We start from the raw sequence: 17,040 nt of genomic DNA on the forward strand, positions 1-17,040 counted from the left end.
CTGGAGGTATCAGAAGTGCGAATGTTGACATGAGTAACGATAAGGGGAGTGAAAAACTTCCCCGCCGGAAGACCAAGGTTTCCTGTCCCATGTTAATCAGGGCAGGGTGAGTCGGCCCCTAAGGCGAGGCAGAAATGCGTAGTCGATGGGAAACAGGTTAATATTCCTGTACTTATGTATATTGCGATGGAGAGACGGAGAAGGCTAGGCCAGCACGGCGATGGTTGTCCGTGTTTAAGGTAGTAGGTTGAGGAATTAGGCAAATCCGGTTCCTCTTAAGACCGAGAATTGATGACGAGCCCTCTTTTGGGTGAAGTGGTTGATGCCATGCTTCCAGGAAAAACTTCTAAGCTTCAGATATACATGAACCGTACCCCAAACCGACACAGGTGGTCAGGTAGAGAATACCAAGGCGCTTGAGAGAACTCGGGTGAAGGAACTAGGCAAAATGGTACCGTAACTTCGGGAGAAGGTACGCCGGCCGGTGTGAAGGACTTGCTCCGTAAGCACTAGTCGGTCGAAGATACCAGGCCGCTGCAACTGTTTATTAAAAACACAGCACTCTGCAAACACGAAAGTGGACGTATAGGGTGTGACGCCTGCCCGGTGCTTGAAGGTTAATTGATGGGGTTAGCGTAAGCGAAGCTCTTGATCGAAGCCCAAGTAAACGGCGGCCGTAACTATAACGGTCCTAAGGTAGCGAAATTCCTTGTCGGGTAAGTTCCGACCTGCACGAATGGCGTAATGATGGCGGCACTGTCTCCACCCGAGACTCAGTGAAATTGAAATCGCAGTGAAGATGCTGTGTATCCGCGGCTAGACGGAAAGACCCCGTGAACCTTTACTATAGCTTCACAGTGAACTTTGAACCTACTTGTGTAGGATAGGTGGGAGGCTTTGAAGATAGGACGCCAGTTCTATTGGAGCCAATCTTGAAATACCACCCTGGTATGTTTGAGGTTCTAACTCAGGTCCGTAATCCGGATCGAGGACACTGTGTGGTGGGTAGTTTGACTGGGGCGGTCTCCTCCCAAAGAGTAACGGAGGAGCACGAAGGTGTGCTCAGCATGGTCGGAAATCATGCATAGAGTGTAAAGGCAAAAGCACGCTTAACTGCGAGACAGACACGTCGAGCAGGTACGAAAGTAGGTCTTAGTGATCCGGTGGTTCTGAATGGAAGGGCCATCGCTCAACGGATAAAAGGTACTCCGGGGATAACAGGCTGATACCGCCCAAGAGTTCACATCGACGGCGGTGTTTGGCACCTCGATGTCGGCTCATCACATCCTGGGGCTGAAGCCGGTCCCAAGGGTATGGCTGTTCGCCATTTAAAGTGGTACGCGAGCTGGGTTTAGAACGTCGTGAGACAGTTCGGTCCCTATCTGCCGTGGACGTTTGAGATTTGAGAGGAGCTGCTCCTAGTACGAGAGGACCGGAGTGGACGAACCTCTGGTGTTCCGGTTGTCACGCCAGTGGCATTGCCGGGTAGCTATGTTCGGACGGGATAACCGCTGAAAGCATCTAAGCGGGAAGCCTCCCTTAAGATAAGATCTCACTGGAACATAAGTTCCCTAAAGAGCCGTTCGAGACGAGGACGTTGATAGGTTGGGTGTGTAAGTGCTGTGAGGCATTGAGCTAACCAATACTAATTGCTCGTGAGGCTTGACCATATAACACCAAAGTGGTTTTACTGGAGATGGTTCCTGACCATTCCAGCACTTCCTCCTTCCATGGAGGTCGTAAGACACACAAAAGACGCAGAATACGATCCGGTTTAACGCTTGATTGTCGCTATTTCAAAAAAGAATTGTTAACAGAGACAAGTGAACGAATTTGCGAGTTATGGAGAGGAAAACACAAAGCCACCGTAACAAACGCAAGCCAGTTTTCTTGATAATCATAGAGGCATTGAACCACCTGATCCCATCCCGAACTCAGAAGTGAAAAGTGCCATCGCCGATGGTAGTGTGGGAGATCCCATGTGAGAGTAGGTCGTTATCAAGATTTTAATTAAGAGAAACCCTATCCTGCTAAGCAGGGTGGGGTTTTTTGCTTTTCTGGGTTAAAAAACGGGAATCACCATTGTCGATGGTCGTGATGGGCTCTTTATGGCAGACTAGCGGATTGCCACCTTGCCATCGTATTCGCTTGCGCCTGTTTCGTAGGTTTAACGCGTCCGTGTGAATCCCACAGGATGACTTTAGAAGTCATTCTTTAGAAAGCGTTTCTAGTGCGCTATGAGGGGTCGCTGCACCTAGTCTAAGTAAGCTTTCATCTGCTATGTGCTCTGGTTTAATTTCTATTTGGTCTGCATAAGCCATTAGTAGAGCTTCTCGTTCAATCCAGCGATCAAATTGTTCGGTCGTTAGGGATAAAGAGACCATTTTATCGCTTACTTTTTCAAATTGGATCTGTCCTTCTTCTGTTACACATCCCCATTGGCTAACAACTTTTTCAAATGCCAGCCGAACCCAAGGCTTATACTCTATGCCTATATCCTCCGCGTGCTCTAATGCTAAAGCTCTCAGTTTACTCTGGAAGATATTGTCTCTTGTGTGTTCTTGTGAAGGCTGGGAAGGCAAGTCTACTTGTACTTTAGTAAGGCGGGAGCGAGAGACATCGTTAATGAGGGTTTGCCATGCATCATTTTCTTGTAGGACATAGTGAATTGTTTTCGAAGGGAAGTTATTTAAGTCTATATCGGCAATTTGCTTAATGAGTAATATAGCATCCTTTTCTTTGAGTGACTGACTTTCTGTTTTTAAAAAAGAAGACAATTGTTTCATTTTATCTTGTGTTAGAAGCTCTTTAGCATAGGAGCATAAAGCGTCATGTGAGCGTTCTGGATACCAAAGCGATTTCAGTTTAGATGCTATAGTTTCTGCTTGGGAAGGAGTGAGTATCTCTCTTTCACATGCGCGAGCAAGATCATATCGCAGATCAGCCATAGCTCTGGAAACAGATGGATAACCTAGCTCCATTGGGCCATGGGTTAGTGCGACTTCGTCGTCATCTTCCCACTCTCCATTGGCAAATTTTTCAAAAATTACTCCAACCCCAACCATGCCATATGAGTGCAGCTCAGACGCCCTGAGAGCGCCCATACTAGAACTTCCATATACATGAATACCGATAGACATGGCGTATAGAATCTCTTTGTGCCACACGGCTGGAACCGATTCAAAAAAGCCATCAATTAATAAGATGATTTCTGGATTATCGCGGGTAGCGAGGTAAAGGTCTCCCTGTTTTGCAGGAGGTCGGATGTCGGCATCAGGGAGGATTTTCAGTATAGTTTCTTTGCGAACAGTTGGCCCTGCAAATACGATTATGTTCATAGGGCTAGGTCCTTCTTCTGTATATTTTTTTGTTTCTCGGCAAAGTCACGGGCACGTTTCCCATAAACGTAAGCTGGTACATCGTGAATGCCTTCTAGGCCTGGTGCAATAACACGTACTACCGGGATGTCAAACTCCGCTTTGGTTAAATCTACCATCATAGGGCAAGGGAGGTTTTGCTGCTCAAGTTTATGAACCAGTAGCGTTAGATCTTCTTCTATGGTGTCGTGATTCCAGCTTTTAATATTATTAAAATCGACATAGGCTGGTGTGTTCATCAATTGATCTCGAACACGACGCTGATGTTCTATATTTTGTTTAGCCTTATACATGGATAGGCTTGCGTCGTCACGCGACCCAGAGATGAAGGTTAGACGGGTTTGTACCGCTTCAGTAATGGCGCGCATGATGGCAACATGCTTGTCTGGATGAGTGCCAGATCCGTTCATGGGGTAAAGTTGACGATGCTGACTTTCGTTTTTGTTGATAATAGTTGCTGAGAAGGTGGGAATACCAATATCTGATGTGATATTCCAAACACTGACCATAATGTCCGCTTCTTCTATCTTTCTAATCAGTTCACTGATGTGGAGATCTTTGATTGTAGTTAAATCGACTTTTCGTTGCGCATGTTGTGATTCGGAGAGTAATGAGCGTAAGGTTAACGCATCTCTCTCGATAAGCTCGCATAAAGCATGGCTGGCAGCTTCTTCACGAGTATTGCCGGAGGCTAAGCCGTTGGTACTGAGCTGAAAGCACCCACTGCCCGGTGGGAGTGGCAAGGTAAAATCACAGTGCACTAAATCATAAGGAATATAAGTGGTTTGGAAAGATTGCAGAAGTTGAGCTTCTATCCACAAACGACGAGAGTCCGGATCAAAAGCAATCACATCCATTTTAGGCAGCTGATCCAAATTGACAACTGAATGTGATTTGACTAATTCATTGTAAGAGCAAAATCGAGTAGGTAAGTCTATATTCTCAGCATGATAGGTTTCAATCGCTTCCATTGCTGCAGAAGCTTTGGCTGCCTCAATAGAAACTCCTTTGCCTTGAGAAACAGAAATGGCTTTGGCATTGGGTCGGCAGGCGGTAAATACTGGAATACCAATATCATCCAAGCCAGTGACATTAGCTAATCGAGTAATTCCCATAGCTGGCAATAAAGGGATAATCTTATTCAGCGTTTCTTGCGGTGATATTGTCCGATGGGTGCCAGTGCGATAGGTCTTTATGAGTTTACTTGTCAAAGAATCACCTAATTATCTAACCGTATTTAAGAACAGTGTGACTACAGATAGGGTTGTTAGACTAAAAAAGAGAGCTAAAAATTAGCTCTCTTTTACTATAATACTACAGCATTTATGACTTTTTGAAGGTTGTTAGATTGGCTACATAACAGGTTGATCCACCGCCTTCATCACCTCTTCCTACGCCGCCCCCATCTTGAGATGAATCAGTTTTGCTTATGTTATCTTTTTCGAAATCATGTTTTGATAAAATATCATAAGGGTTTAGGGCACCTGCTTGTATTCCAGTATCTCCATAATAGGTTTTTAAATATTGAATATGGTCTTGATTCTGATCTACATTTTCTTCATCTTTAATATAGTTTTTTACTTCTTTTGCTGTGATATAAGCAACTTTATAGCTATAACATTCGGTGTTTGTATGTGTTTTACTTTGGTTGCTGAAAAATGCAATATAAAGATTTACTTCATCAGGAAGCTTTTTAAGCTCATGTTGTTTATCTTTGGGAACCGGAAAAAAAGCACTATTGGCTTTTATTGGATTTAGTATTTTATAAGGAATGGGAGTGTCTGGTTCCGCATCATCATAATATTTTTCTTTATCAAGGTCTTTTAAACGGATAATATTCATACGACTCATTTTTAATTGTCGTAAATCAATAAAATAACCAGGTTTGAAATAATTTTTTTCTTTGTTTTTTATGGTTTCATTTAGCTCACTGTTTTTTTCGATAGCCTGATCAATATTCCATTGAATAACTTTTGATACTGCAGGACCAGCTAAATTGATTGGGTATACATAGTTTTCATTTAAGAAAAAAGGTCTCACAAAAAGTTCTTCAATACTTCCATCTATCGCTTCCTTATATTCAACTTCTTCAATTATTCGATTTGGGTCTTCATATATTTTTTTAGTTATATAAACAAGTATCTTATTTTCAAATTCTTCTGAAAATACATCGTCAAAAATCATTTCTTTAGATAACATGACATATATATCATCTAGCGATGTACTTTTTGGTTTGTAGTTTTTTTCTTCATTAGTTTTCATTTAATATCCTCTTGACGGTTGGGTTAGTTAAATTAGCTTTTCTTTTTTAGCTGACATCTTGATTTTATTTATTAAAGTTGACTGTTTAGGCGTGTTGAGAGTATCTTTTAGTTGAGTAAGTGATAAAGTTATTGATTTAGAAAGGATCATTTGTTGTGGACTTAAAAGTGCTGCTGCTAATTGAGCTATTTTTCTGTTTTGCATCTTTTTAGATGTGGATTCTTCTCCATAGAGTATGATTGCATGTAGATGAGATAGCCATAAAAGTGGGTATTCGAAACGTGTTTTAATTTTATTCCACTGATCTAAACTTTTTTCTAAGTATCTTTTTGAGTCTCTATAATTTTCTTTTGAAAAATAACTCCATGATATATTTGCTAGTGCTACCGCAGTGTATTCTTCCATTTTTAAATTACAAGAAAGTTCTAGAGAAAGCTCTGCATATTCTTTAGTCTTATTGGTATTTCCTAATTTTCTATATGCAACAGATAAATATGTGTAGCATCTAGTTTGAATTACTTTGCCTTTGAAAGACTTAGCTAATTCTAGTGCACGGTTTAGTTGTTCGAGTGCTCGCTTTGACTGATTGGATAGTATGAGTCCTAGTCCAAAAGAAAATGTAATATAAGCAAGTAAAGTAGAGTTGTTACATTCTGTAGCTGCTTCCAAGGCTATTTTTAGAGTATTTAGATCTTCTGATGTTAATACATATCGCTTATTTCTCAATTGAAATTGAAAATAAGAGTGGTAGTATTTAGCGCTTCGATTTTTGTTGTTGTTAGTCTGTATTACAGGCTCTAACTCCATTAAAATTTTTTTAATTTTATAATTATCACCTAACCAGTAGTAGATATATAAAGTTTCATTTTTTATATTTAGCCAAGTCTCCCACCAGTTCGACTGATCTGGATTTTGTGTGTGTGGACATTTAAGTAATGCTTGATAAGCATATTCGAAGTGCTTAAGTGCCTCTTTATGTTGATGAGTAACTCCATAGGTTCGACCTAAGCTTATTTGAGCAACGGAAAGCGGCTCATATTGGAGATCTTTTTCTAGTAAAAAAATTAAATCTTTTAAATTACTTCGAGCATTTTCGTGCTGTCCATCTCGTCTTAGGGATGTTGATAATCCTTCTAGTATTTTTTTTAAATGTTCTTGTTGGTTTTCTGGATCTTCATTAATAGTAAGTTTGATAGAGTGGTAGGCTGTTAGAGAACTTTGATATAGGTATATTGCATCATCAACAGCAAAGGTGTTTTCTGCTTCGCTAGCTGCTTGGTAATAGTATTGGCTAGCTTTGTCGTATTGCTGAGCTTTTTCATAGTGTTGTGCAAGGTCGGAAGCAATAAAGCGATCTATATTGTCTGTTATCTTGAGGATAGACTCAGCGATAAGCCTATGGCGTTCTGGTATATGTTGTCTTTCAATGCTGTCGTATGCGGTATCTCGGACTAGGGCATGTTTGAATAGATAACGGTCGCCATCAACATGACGCAGCTGGATAATCAGTTGGTTATCGATCAGCTCTGATAAATCGTTTTGAACTTGCAGTGCGCTAAAGTGAGAGGCGGTAACCAGTAGGTTATAGCTAAACTCTCTTCCTATCGCGGCAGCAAGTTGTAAGGTGTCCTTGGAATAAATCAGGCCATCGATTTTATTCTGGATAGATTCTCGTAGACTATTTGGTATTTCATCAATTCTTTGATGATCGACAAATTCTATCAACCCATGGTTTAGCTGTACTAATTTACGGCGCTTAAGCATGGATACCAGCTCTTCAATAAAGAGTGGAATGCCATCGGTACGTGTTACTAAGACCTCCATCACATCTTCGGCAACTGCTGCCCCATCAAATAACGTATTGATGAACTCCTGTGAAGAGTTTTGATTAAGTTGCTCAAGATGGATGCAATGACATTTACCATCGTCAAAGGCTGATGGGGCAGGTTGGCGTGAAGTGGTAATAATCGTTTGTTTTTGAGTACCAGTTTCTTTGCTTAGGTAGGCGATAAACTCTTGGCTGGTGACATCAGCCCAATGGATATCTTCAAAAATATAAATATGCCCAACAGATTGACTGTATTGAGTCATTTGTTCTTGATAGCTATTAAGAATGTAGGCTAGCCCTTCGAACAATAATGATTTTTGCTGCTTTGGTTCAATACTAGATAGCTGGCATTGTTCAATATCGTTAATATTGAGCCATGCTGCTAGGAGGGTAGTGATTTCTGTTTTTGATTCTAAAAAGTCGCCGTTTTCTATTAATTGGGTGAGTTGTTTGCCTTGGCTATGTTGTTGATTAAATAGAGCAGTAAGTAGATGCTTTATGACGGATAAAATAGGGAAGAGAGCATTGTTTTGGTGTTCGGGGAGCGCTTGAAAAATATGATGAGTCCTGGTGGATTCTAGCCGCCTGAACTCATGAATAAGCCGTGACTTGCCAATTCCAGCCTCGCCATATACGTGGATTATTGAATTAGCACTAAAGGATTTTTCTAGAGAAGTGCGTAAGGTATCTAGTTCTTTGCTACGGCCAACCAATGGGTAAGTGTTTCGTACGCCACGAATAAAGCCAAATGCTTCTATGGACCGCTCGGCGACAAGTTGGGCATGATCTTGTTGTGTTGCCTGATGTTCAGCAAATTGATAATAGTTTTCTAAGATGTTTTTGGTGTCTATGGAACATAGAATGCTGTTGTCACGGGCTTGCCTTGCTAGGTCGCAGGTCTGATGGTTAGCAAAGCCATCTGGTATTTGGTTACCATGTTGAGTCAAAATGCCTGAGTGAATACCTATCTTGACGATGTATTGGCATTGATATTTCTCAAGCATAAAGCTTTGTTGTTTAGAAATAGCGCTCATTATTTCAAGTGATGTGCGTGCAGCGAGACGAGAATCATGATCACTTGCCACAGGGTAACCAAAGTAAAATAGAGTTTGATCCCCTAAATGGCCTACGTGAAACCCGCCATAGCGCTGGGCCACATCAATACACTGTTGGCGAGTTGAGTGATAAAGGCTTTCTAGCAGCCCTGTTTGTTCTTCTGGGATGTTATATATTTGGTTTAACGAGAGACCTAGAGCCAACACAGTGATTTGTTTGCGCTCGGTAGAGGGGAGGTACTGTTTGAAAATATGACTAGGGTCATCGCCACGTTGAACGAGTGTTTCCATATCCTCTTGTATAGCGGGTTTTACTGGCCGAAACTGTCCAACAAGATTGTTGATGGCAATTTTGTCGAGTTCTTCAAATAACGCCTGAGCACTTTCAATACGCTCATTCACATTCTTTCTGAGTGTTTTCTGCAGAATATGCCCTAACGGATGCGATAAAAGAGAACTAGGAATAGCGACGGGCGTATCGCTTAGATGCTGATGGTACAAATCCGCAATACTAGAACCTGAAACAGCAGGAGATCCTGTCAGCGCTTCAATAAAGACAAGCCCCCACATATAGAGATCAGATTGAAACGAAGCTGGCTCTCCTCGAAGTTGCTCCGGTGCACAATAGCTAGGCGTTCCTACAGACTCTTGGGCTAGGGTAATCGTTTTAAAGTCTTCTGAACGCTGGTTAATAGTGACCGTGCTAATACCAAAATCGAGTAACTTAGCATTCTTTTTCGCCCCCGTTTGCTGCAGCATAATGTTAGAAGGCTTGATATCACGATGGATAATACCTTGCTGGTGAGCATGAACGAGCGCATCCAACACTTGCAGCATGATTGGGTAGGCATCTTCAATACTCAGGGCACCGTGTTGCTGTATATAATCACTCAGATTTGTGCCATCGACATACTCAAAAATACTATATACATTGCTAGATGAGACTTGGCCTTTATCAAGTAATCGAACAATATTGGGGTGGTTGAGTTTAGCAACAAAATGGCATTCGCGTTCAAAACGTTTGATTTGCAGGCTATTTTTCTCGTCTTGCGCTTCTAAATTTACACTCTTGATGGCCACACGCTGGCCTGTATTATGATGGATCGCTAAGTAAACCGTACCAAATCCGCCTTGGCCAATTTTATGTTCGAGTTGGTAGCCTTTCGAGGAAAAAAATGACGCTATTGCATTTTGGGATGTTGTTTTCATAGTAATTGGTGAGTCTCATTTTGAGATTCATGCTTGCCTTTATATATAATGACATTACTCGTATTGAGCCTTACTTCCCCATGTTGTAACTGGATTAATTCGCATACGTCAAGGTCCGTGAAGCTAACAACATCACGAATTCGGCTCCTAAGTCGGTGTAAACGAATACGAGTATTTTCCACCTCAATCCCCAGATCTTTGGACAGTTTAGACAAGGCTACCCATCCTCGTTGATTCTCAGCGTAGTCCTGCTGTTTATCAGAGATGGCTTGGCGAGCCAAATAGAGTAATAGATACAATTGACTTTGGATTCTATAGCCTTTAATTTCCGCCGTCTGCACTCCATCCATAATGTGCAGTTGGATATCCTCTTCATCATTTGATACGTTGAGTTGAAAGGTCAAGTCTTCCAGTGTTTGAGCGACAGGCAAATACTGACTGGTATTAGACGACATTTGATTAAATTGCATCCGATATTTGTGTTTACCGACTGTTAGAACATCACCATCCATCAGCCTCTTCTTATTTGATAGGGTTTCATTGTCTACCCATATCCAACTTCCTTCATTCCACAGTAAGGTGCTGATCTCTGACAGAGCGTGCAGTGGTTTGTTTAGGCAAATAGGTGTTAATGGCAAGTTCGATTCGACTGGGATCAATAGATCGTGAGGTGAGGTGTTATTGGTGAGGATGAAGGATCCCACATCTTTAGAGGAAAAGATGATCATGTCATTTTTATTGAGAGCGTGAGGTCGGCCAGTTTGCAGTTTATGTTCATTTACCCACACACCATTGGTACTTTTGTCTTCAATGTACCAAGTGTCATCTTGCCAAAAAATGATGGCATGAAGCCGAGAAACACTGTTAGCAGGTAAGTGAGTATGGCAGTTATCTGCCCGTCCTATTGTATGGTAATTGCGTAAATAAATGTCTCGACCTGAAGAAGAAAGCGTGCCTGTTTCAACTGGATTGGTTTGACTGGGGACGATTTCTGGAGGGGATAGATCGGATGCCAAGCTTGACAGCGATTTAATCTGGTCGATATGAGACATAACCCTGACCTCTTTGTAGCTATTTATTTCTCTTAACCATCACCCTCAGAAGGACTACTACTTGCACAATGGAACAGACGTCAAATTTCGCCTAATACTCTACTCCTTGGAGGGGTTGATCAATTCCATGATGTAGTAGTGTTTATAGATTGTTTATCTAGTACGTGTCAATAAGAGTACGTTAAGAATACCAATTGAGAATGATAACATATCGCATAATGGCAGTAATTTTTCCATAAGTCTATGTTTTTGTTTCTCTTTTCTGTGGATAGCCTTTCAATATTAAATAACACTCATTAGATATAAAATTGTAATTATTACGTTAATTTATCACTTTGGAATCGGTTCAGCCAATGGCTGTATCATCGCATGGTAGGGAGGATATGTTACAGTTTGTCGTACGTTTATAAACAAAAATAGCCAAACGATTTTTGTTTTGCTTCAGGAGCATGGCATTGCTCATCTCTCTTTATCAATGGTTCTCGTCCGAACCTCACTGATTACCCGCTTTGATACTTTACTCTAGGGAGGGCTTACCTCATCTACAAAGTCTGTCACTAATGACCATATATTAAAGTATATTTTTGAAAGCGGCTCTTGTGTGAATAATAATACGTTCATTAAATGTAAATGCTTTTTAATTTTAGAAAATTAAATAAGGTTTTATATTTAAATTTTATTTTCTTAGAAATTGGTAAATAGAAAAAGTTATATATCTAATGATTTTGTGTTTTATATTTTAGATCCATAATGTTATATGTCTAATATTTAGAGCTGATAGGAAAAATCTTTCCGTTTTTTGTTTAAATGCCTGTTTTTAGTGCTTTTATGCTCTTTTTTGGCGCAAAAAAATCATCACTTCTTTGATCTTGAAATGTGAAAATTAAGAAAATTTTTTATTTTTAGTTTGTGTTCTATGTGTTTGTTTTGAGCGTTTTTTTTCTCTTATTTAGCCATTTTTTAATTTTATATTTTACTTTTATTCATTTTTTCCTCTTGCAAAAGCCGGATTGTTTAATTACTACTGTAATGGAGAGTTTATTTCTTTTTAAATTTTATTTTCTTCTCGGAGTGATCGATGTCGGATGCGTGGCAGGACAATATTGCTTATGCAGAAAGGTTGCGTAAGCATTTGCATGCTCATCCAGAGCTTAGTTGGCAAGAACAAAATACAGCTTCATTGGTTCGTGCTCAACTGGATGAATTAAATATTCCTTGGCGAGCTTGTGCGGCTACAGGCACCCTCGCTTGGCTCAATGGAGAAGCTAAAGGGGCGGCAATCGCACTTCGTGGGGATATGGACGCCTTGCCCATTGATGAGAAAACTGGAAAAGAATGGGCGTCGTTAAATACAGGCTGTATGCATGCTTGTGGGCATGACGGCCATACCGCGACTCTATTGGCAACGGCACGTTGGTTGAAGCGGTTTGAGCATGAGTTACCTCAGCCCGTTGTGCTCATTTTCCAGCCTGCGGAAGAGGGCTTTCATGGTGCTCGTGAAATGATCAAAGAGGGAGCATTGGACAACGTTGGTGCGATTTATGGTTGGCACAATTGGCCCGCCTTGCCCTACGGCACCCTAGCTTGCCCAGACAATATTGTGATGTGCGGTAACGGGACTTTCAACATGTCGTTTAACGGCCATGGAGGTCATGCCAGCCAGCCTGAATTGTGTGCTGATCCACTGTTAGCGGCCAGTGCCGTCAATCTTGCGTTACAACAAATAGTGAGTCGACGTCTTGCGCCGCAAGCAACGGCGGTGATTAGTGTGACGCAAATGAATGCCGGTACGGCACCGACGGTGATACCAGAAACCGCTACATTAAGTGGCAGTATTCGTGTGCCGGATGAAACAACACGACAGCTGATTAATGATCATATAACTCAGGTTGCCACGCAAACCGCAGCGGCCTATGGCGTGGAATGTGTCGTGCAGCATGAGACTCGTTATCAAGCCACTATCAATCATAAAGAGCAGGCAACTCAGGCAAGGCGAGTTTGGCAGTCTCTTTATGGCGAGCAAGCACTGAACCACGGTCAATCCTTACCCATTATGGCCTCAGAGGATTTTAGCTATTACTTACAGGCTGTACCTGGGGCGTTTGCCTTGATTGGCAGTGACGACGGCGAAGGTCACAACGTGTCATGCCATAGTCCACATTACGATTTCAATGATCGGTTGATTGCCGATGTCTGTCGTTGGTTTTGCCAACTGGCAGGCCTTGCTGATCAATCACCACCAAAGCGGTAACGCATACAACTCAACACCAAAGCAATTGAATACAGGGTTAATTAGGAGACGTTATGAGTATTTTTGAACAACGAGAATCCAACATTCGAGCTTATGCTCGCACGTACCCAACGGTTTTTGTTACGGCAAAAAACTCACGTCAGGTAGACGAGAGCGGTAAGGAGTACATTGATTTTTTTGCCGGCGCTGGAGTATTGAACTTTGGCCATAATAACCCGCGCATGAAGCAGGCAATGATTGATTATATGGAAAAAGACGGCGTGTTGCACAGTCTTGATATGCAAACGCAAGCCAAAGCAGAGTTTATGCAAAAATTTACTGATGTCATTCTTAAACCGCGAAACATGCCACACCGTATTCAATTTATGGGACCAACGGGTACGAATGCTGTAGAGGCCGCGATGAAGCTAGCTCGAAATGTCACTGGGCGGCATAACATTGTGGCCTTTAGCCAAGGTTTCCATGGCATGACATTGGGGGCATTAGCTGCAACAGCCAATGAATATTTCCGTCAGGCTTCTGGTGTGCCTTTATTGCATGTAAGTCATGAACGTTTTGATCAAGCTCATGACGCTAAAGCCGCCCTTGCAGCATTAGATTCATTGGCTAGCCAATATCGTGATTCTTCCAGTGGCATTAAGCCGCCTGCGGCCTTTATGGTGGAAACCATTCAAGCTGAAGGTGGGGTGAATGTTGCCAGTAAGGAATGGATGCAAAAGCTTGAAAAGCTAGCGAAAGAGTTTGGTTCTGTACTGATCGTCGATGATATCCAAGTTGGCTGCGGCCGCACAGGATCGTATTTTAGTTTTGATGACATGGGAATTAAGCCAGACATTATTACCCTAGCGAAAGGTATCGGTGGGGTTGGTACGCCCATGGCCATGAACTTGGTGCATCCTGATTTGGATAAGCATTGGTCCCCAGGCGAACACACTGGTACATTTCGGGGCCAGAACTTGTCCTTTGTTGCGGGCGCGGAGGCACTTAGCTATTTTGAAAACGCAGACCTAATGAATGAAGTGGCGCAAAAAGCCGAGCAAGTTCGCTCTGCTCTAGAGCCATTAGTCGCTGAGAAAAGTGCCCATGAGTTACGTGGCAAAGGGCTAATTTTAGGATTGGATATGGGCAAGGGTGAACTGGCTACTAAAGTTGTACAGCGCTGCTTTCAAAACGGCCTGATGATTGGCGCTTGTGGCAGTGGTGGGCGAGTATTAAAAATCATCCCGCCGTTGACGATTCCTGAAGCAGATTTAATGGAAGGTCTCGATATTCTGAAAAGTGCTGTACGTTTTGTAATGGAGGAAGCCGCATGATTGAACGCGATGATATGACGTTTACCTTCGCTGAATATCAGCGTCGACTAGCAGAATTACGAGCTCGTATTGCTGAGCGCCGTTTGGACGCCGTGGTAGTGACCGATCCGGAAAACATTACTTACTTAACGGATTACCAGACGACAGGCTATTCCTTTTTCCAAGCATTGGTGATTCCTCTTGAAAAAGAGCCCTTTATGATCACCCGGGCATTAGAAGAGTCCAATATATTTGCTCGTACTTGGGTGGAAGTGACAAGGCCTTACCCAGATACGGGGGATGCCATTCAAATGCTGGTGGATGCACTACGTGAGTTTGGTTTAGGTGACAAACGTATTGGCTATGAGCGAAACAGTTATTTCTTTCCTGCTTATCAACAAGATTGCATTCATACCACCTTGAGAAATGCCAAATTGATGGATTGCTTTGGTATTGTCGAAGAAGGGCGTATTTGTAAATCGCAAGAAGAGATTGCGGTCATGCGTCGTGCGGCAATAGCGACAGAAGCAGGCATGAAGGCGGGCATTGAAATATGTCGTCCTGGCATCACAGAAAATGAAATTGGCGCTGAAATTGCGGCAGCCATGTTTCGTGCTGGTGGTGAGACACCTGCGGTTATGCCCTATGTCACGTCTGGGCCCAGAACCATGATAGGCCATGCTTCATTTGAAGGTCGAACCGTACAGCCCAATGAGCATGTCTTTTTAGAGGTTGGAGGTTGCTACCGCCGTTACCACACCGCGATGATGCGTACGGTGATTTTAGGCGAGTTATCGGATGCGATGTATCAATCTCAAGAAATCATGAAGCGGGCATTAAATGAAATTCATCGCCTGGTTCAGCCTGGGATGACCGTCTCAGATGTGGATAATATGGTGCGTAATATCATTATGGATAACCAAGTTGGAGCGAGTTTGATTACTCGTTCCGGTTACTCAATCGGGATTGCGTTTCCACCAAGCTGGGATGAAGGGTATATTATTAGCTTGAAACAAGGAAATTCTGCAGTACTTAAACCGGGTATGACCTTTCACATGATTCCTTGGATGTGGGGGATTGAAGGCAATAAGACCTGCGGTATTTCAGATACAATCGAAATTACCGAAGACGGCTGTCGTTCATTTTTTAGTTTGGATCGTGATTTTACCGTCAAACCAGGCAAGGCAGAGTCTAAGCCGGAAACAAAAACGATAGAGTTATCTGGCACGCCAGCTAAAGAAGACGTGAAAAAGCCCAAAGCGAATGCGAAATCAGCTGACAAAGCCGTCAACGAATAAGAGGTGCGTAATGTTAGAAGTGATTAATCCAACGACAGGCCAAGCTTTGCCTCCTTCTCCCGCATTGACGTTAGAGCAAGCCAATGCAGTTATAGACAAGGTGGCTGAGGGCTTTGTTTCATGGCGAGGGAAAAGCATGGCAGAACGAGCTGCATTGCTCAATGCCGTGGCCGCTGAACTTCGAGAAGACAAAGCTGTGCTCGCAGACTTTATGGCATTGGAAATGGGTAAACCCGTTAAAGAAGGCCTTGCTGAAGTAGAAAAGAGTGCTTGGTGTGCCGAATATTATGCTGAGAATGGAGCGGCGTTTTTGACGCCTGAGACACTAGAATCGGATGCCAGCCACAGTTATGTTCAGTATCCTCCTCTTGGTACCGTTTTAGGTATTTTACCTTGGAATGCGCCTGTTTGGCTGGCTCTGCGTTTTTTAGCCCCTGCTTTAATGGCAGGCAACACCTGTGTTATGAAAGCCGATCCAAATGTGCCGACAACGGCAAGTAGATTGGTTGAATGTTTCTATCGAGCGGGTGTGCCAGAAAACGTTGTGGCGAACTTAGCCGTTGCCAATGATGTGGCCAGTAAAATGATTGATCACCCGAAAGTCAAAGCCGTGTCTTTTACTGGCTCAAGTCGGGCGGGACAAACCATTGCCTCTCAAGCTGCAGCAGGTTTAAAGCCGGCGGTATTAGAACTTGGCGGGTCGGATCCGTGTATCCTCATGGCGGATGCGGATCTCGAGAAAGCCCTTGATGTGATTACTCTGTCGCGGATGATCAATGCTGGACAGTCGTGTATTGCAGTGAAGCGATTATTTGTGGAGCAGAGCATCTATGATGAGGTATGCGAAGCACTTCGTGAACGCTTTAGTAAACTGAAATGTGGTGACCCAAGAGACGACAGCAATAATTTAGGGCCTTTGGCAAGGGCAGACTTACGGGATCAGCTTCATCAGCAAGTTTCAAAAAGTATTGAAGCGGGGGCTCGCTGTTTAGTAGGAGGAGACTTACCCTCTCGTTCAGGCTTTTTTTATCCACCAACCTTATTAGTCGATATGCAACCTGGTATGGCGGCGTTTGAAGAAGAAACCTTTGGCCCAGTGCTAAGTGTGACCCCCATACAAACGTTAGAACAAGCGCTTGAACTGGCAAACGCGACAGAGTATGGCTTGGGAGCGAGTATCTGGACGCGCAGCCAAGCATCCATTGATCTGGCTGTCAATCATTTGCAGTCAGGGCAGATAGCCGTTAATGGGATTGTGAAAAGTGATCCTCGTTTACCCTCCGGTGGAATTGGCCGCTCGGGGTATGGGCGCGAACTTGGCCCTCAGGGTATTCGTGAATTTGTTAATGTGCAACAGATTTGGATTGCTTAGCGTAAGTTTTGTTATTATCAAGGGGCCTTATTTGGCCCCTTTTT

9 protein-coding genes and 2 rRNA genes (1 of these 11 running past the window's edge) are annotated in these 17,040 nt (G+C 42.8%); 6 read left to right on the forward strand and 5 right to left on the reverse strand.

The genetic code is table 11. The features are described from left to right. Nucleotides 1-1,670 (forward strand): 23S ribosomal RNA (locus AC0VYG_RS06500); it begins 1,215 nt to the left of the window's first position. A 219-nt stretch (nt 1,671-1,889) separates the two neighbouring features. Continuing rightward, a 5S ribosomal RNA gene (rrf, locus tag AC0VYG_RS06505) occupies nt 1,890-2,004 on the forward strand. 203 nt (nt 2,005-2,207) lie between these two features. On the opposite strand, the gene AC0VYG_RS06510 is transcribed toward rrf, so the two are convergent. The 5 genes from AC0VYG_RS06510 to AC0VYG_RS06530 all read right to left on the reverse strand — a co-directional run bounded on the left by AC0VYG_RS06510 (nt 2,208) and on the right by AC0VYG_RS06530 (nt 10,783). Continuing rightward, complete coding sequence (locus AC0VYG_RS06510) at nt 2,208-3,338, reverse strand: TfuA-like protein (protein WP_475431503.1); 1,131 nt, start codon at nt 3,336-3,338, stop codon at nt 2,208-2,210. After that, a complete protein-coding gene (locus AC0VYG_RS06515; RefSeq protein WP_475431504.1) occupies nt 3,335-4,588 on the reverse strand; it encodes a YcaO-like family protein in 1,254 nt (417 codons plus the stop codon). The genes AC0VYG_RS06510 and AC0VYG_RS06515 overlap by 4 nt, the downstream gene beginning before the upstream one ends. A 112-nt stretch (nt 4,589-4,700) precedes the next feature. After that, nucleotides 4,701-5,639: a hypothetical protein gene (locus tag AC0VYG_RS06520; RefSeq protein ID WP_475431505.1), complete on the reverse strand. Its 939-nt coding sequence runs from the start codon at nt 5,637-5,639 to the stop codon at nt 4,701-4,703. Nucleotides 5,640-5,666: 27 nt separating this feature from the next. Then, entirely contained in the window at nt 5,667-9,731 is a 4,065-nt protein-coding gene (locus AC0VYG_RS06525) for a TOMM system kinase/cyclase fusion protein (RefSeq protein WP_475431506.1), read from the reverse strand. Further along, entirely contained in the window at nt 9,728-10,783 is a 1,056-nt protein-coding gene (locus tag AC0VYG_RS06530; RefSeq protein WP_475431507.1) for an FHA domain-containing protein, read from the reverse strand. Before AC0VYG_RS06530 ends, AC0VYG_RS06525 begins: the two co-directional genes overlap by 4 nt. Before the next feature lie 1,078 nt (nt 10,784-11,861). On the opposite strand from AC0VYG_RS06530, the gene doeB2 reads away from it, so the two are divergent. From doeB2 to AC0VYG_RS06550, 4 genes are read left to right on the forward strand one after another with little or no spacing between them, the layout of a single operon-like run. Beyond that, nucleotides 11,862-13,034, forward strand: a complete 1,173-nt coding sequence (gene doeB2 / locus AC0VYG_RS06535; protein WP_475431508.1) for a N(2)-acetyl-L-2,4-diaminobutanoate deacetylase DoeB2 — start codon at nt 11,862-11,864, stop codon at nt 13,032-13,034. Nucleotides 13,035-13,087: 53 nt separating this feature from the next. Beyond that, the gene (locus tag AC0VYG_RS06540; RefSeq protein ID WP_475431509.1) at nt 13,088-14,347 is read left to right on the forward strand and encodes a diaminobutyrate--2-oxoglutarate transaminase; all 1,260 of its coding nucleotides are present in this window, start codon (nt 13,088-13,090) and stop codon (nt 14,345-14,347) included. Then, nucleotides 14,344-15,624 carry an ectoine hydrolase gene (gene doeA / locus AC0VYG_RS06545; RefSeq protein WP_475431510.1) on the forward strand — a complete coding sequence of 427 codons (1,281 nt, stop codon included), beginning with the start codon at nt 14,344-14,346 and terminating at the stop codon, nt 15,622-15,624. Before AC0VYG_RS06540 ends, doeA begins: the two co-directional genes overlap by 4 nt. Nucleotides 15,625-15,634: 10 nt before the next feature. Next, nucleotides 15,635-16,996 carry an NAD-dependent succinate-semialdehyde dehydrogenase gene (locus AC0VYG_RS06550; protein ID WP_475431511.1) on the forward strand — a complete coding sequence of 454 codons (1,362 nt, stop codon included), beginning with the start codon at nt 15,635-15,637 and terminating at the stop codon, nt 16,994-16,996. Nucleotides 16,997-17,040 lie beyond the last annotated feature (44 nt).

Source organism: Marinomonas sp. 63XJN7_7_ISO-PGPR-S23-202 (genome assembly GCF_056173505.1).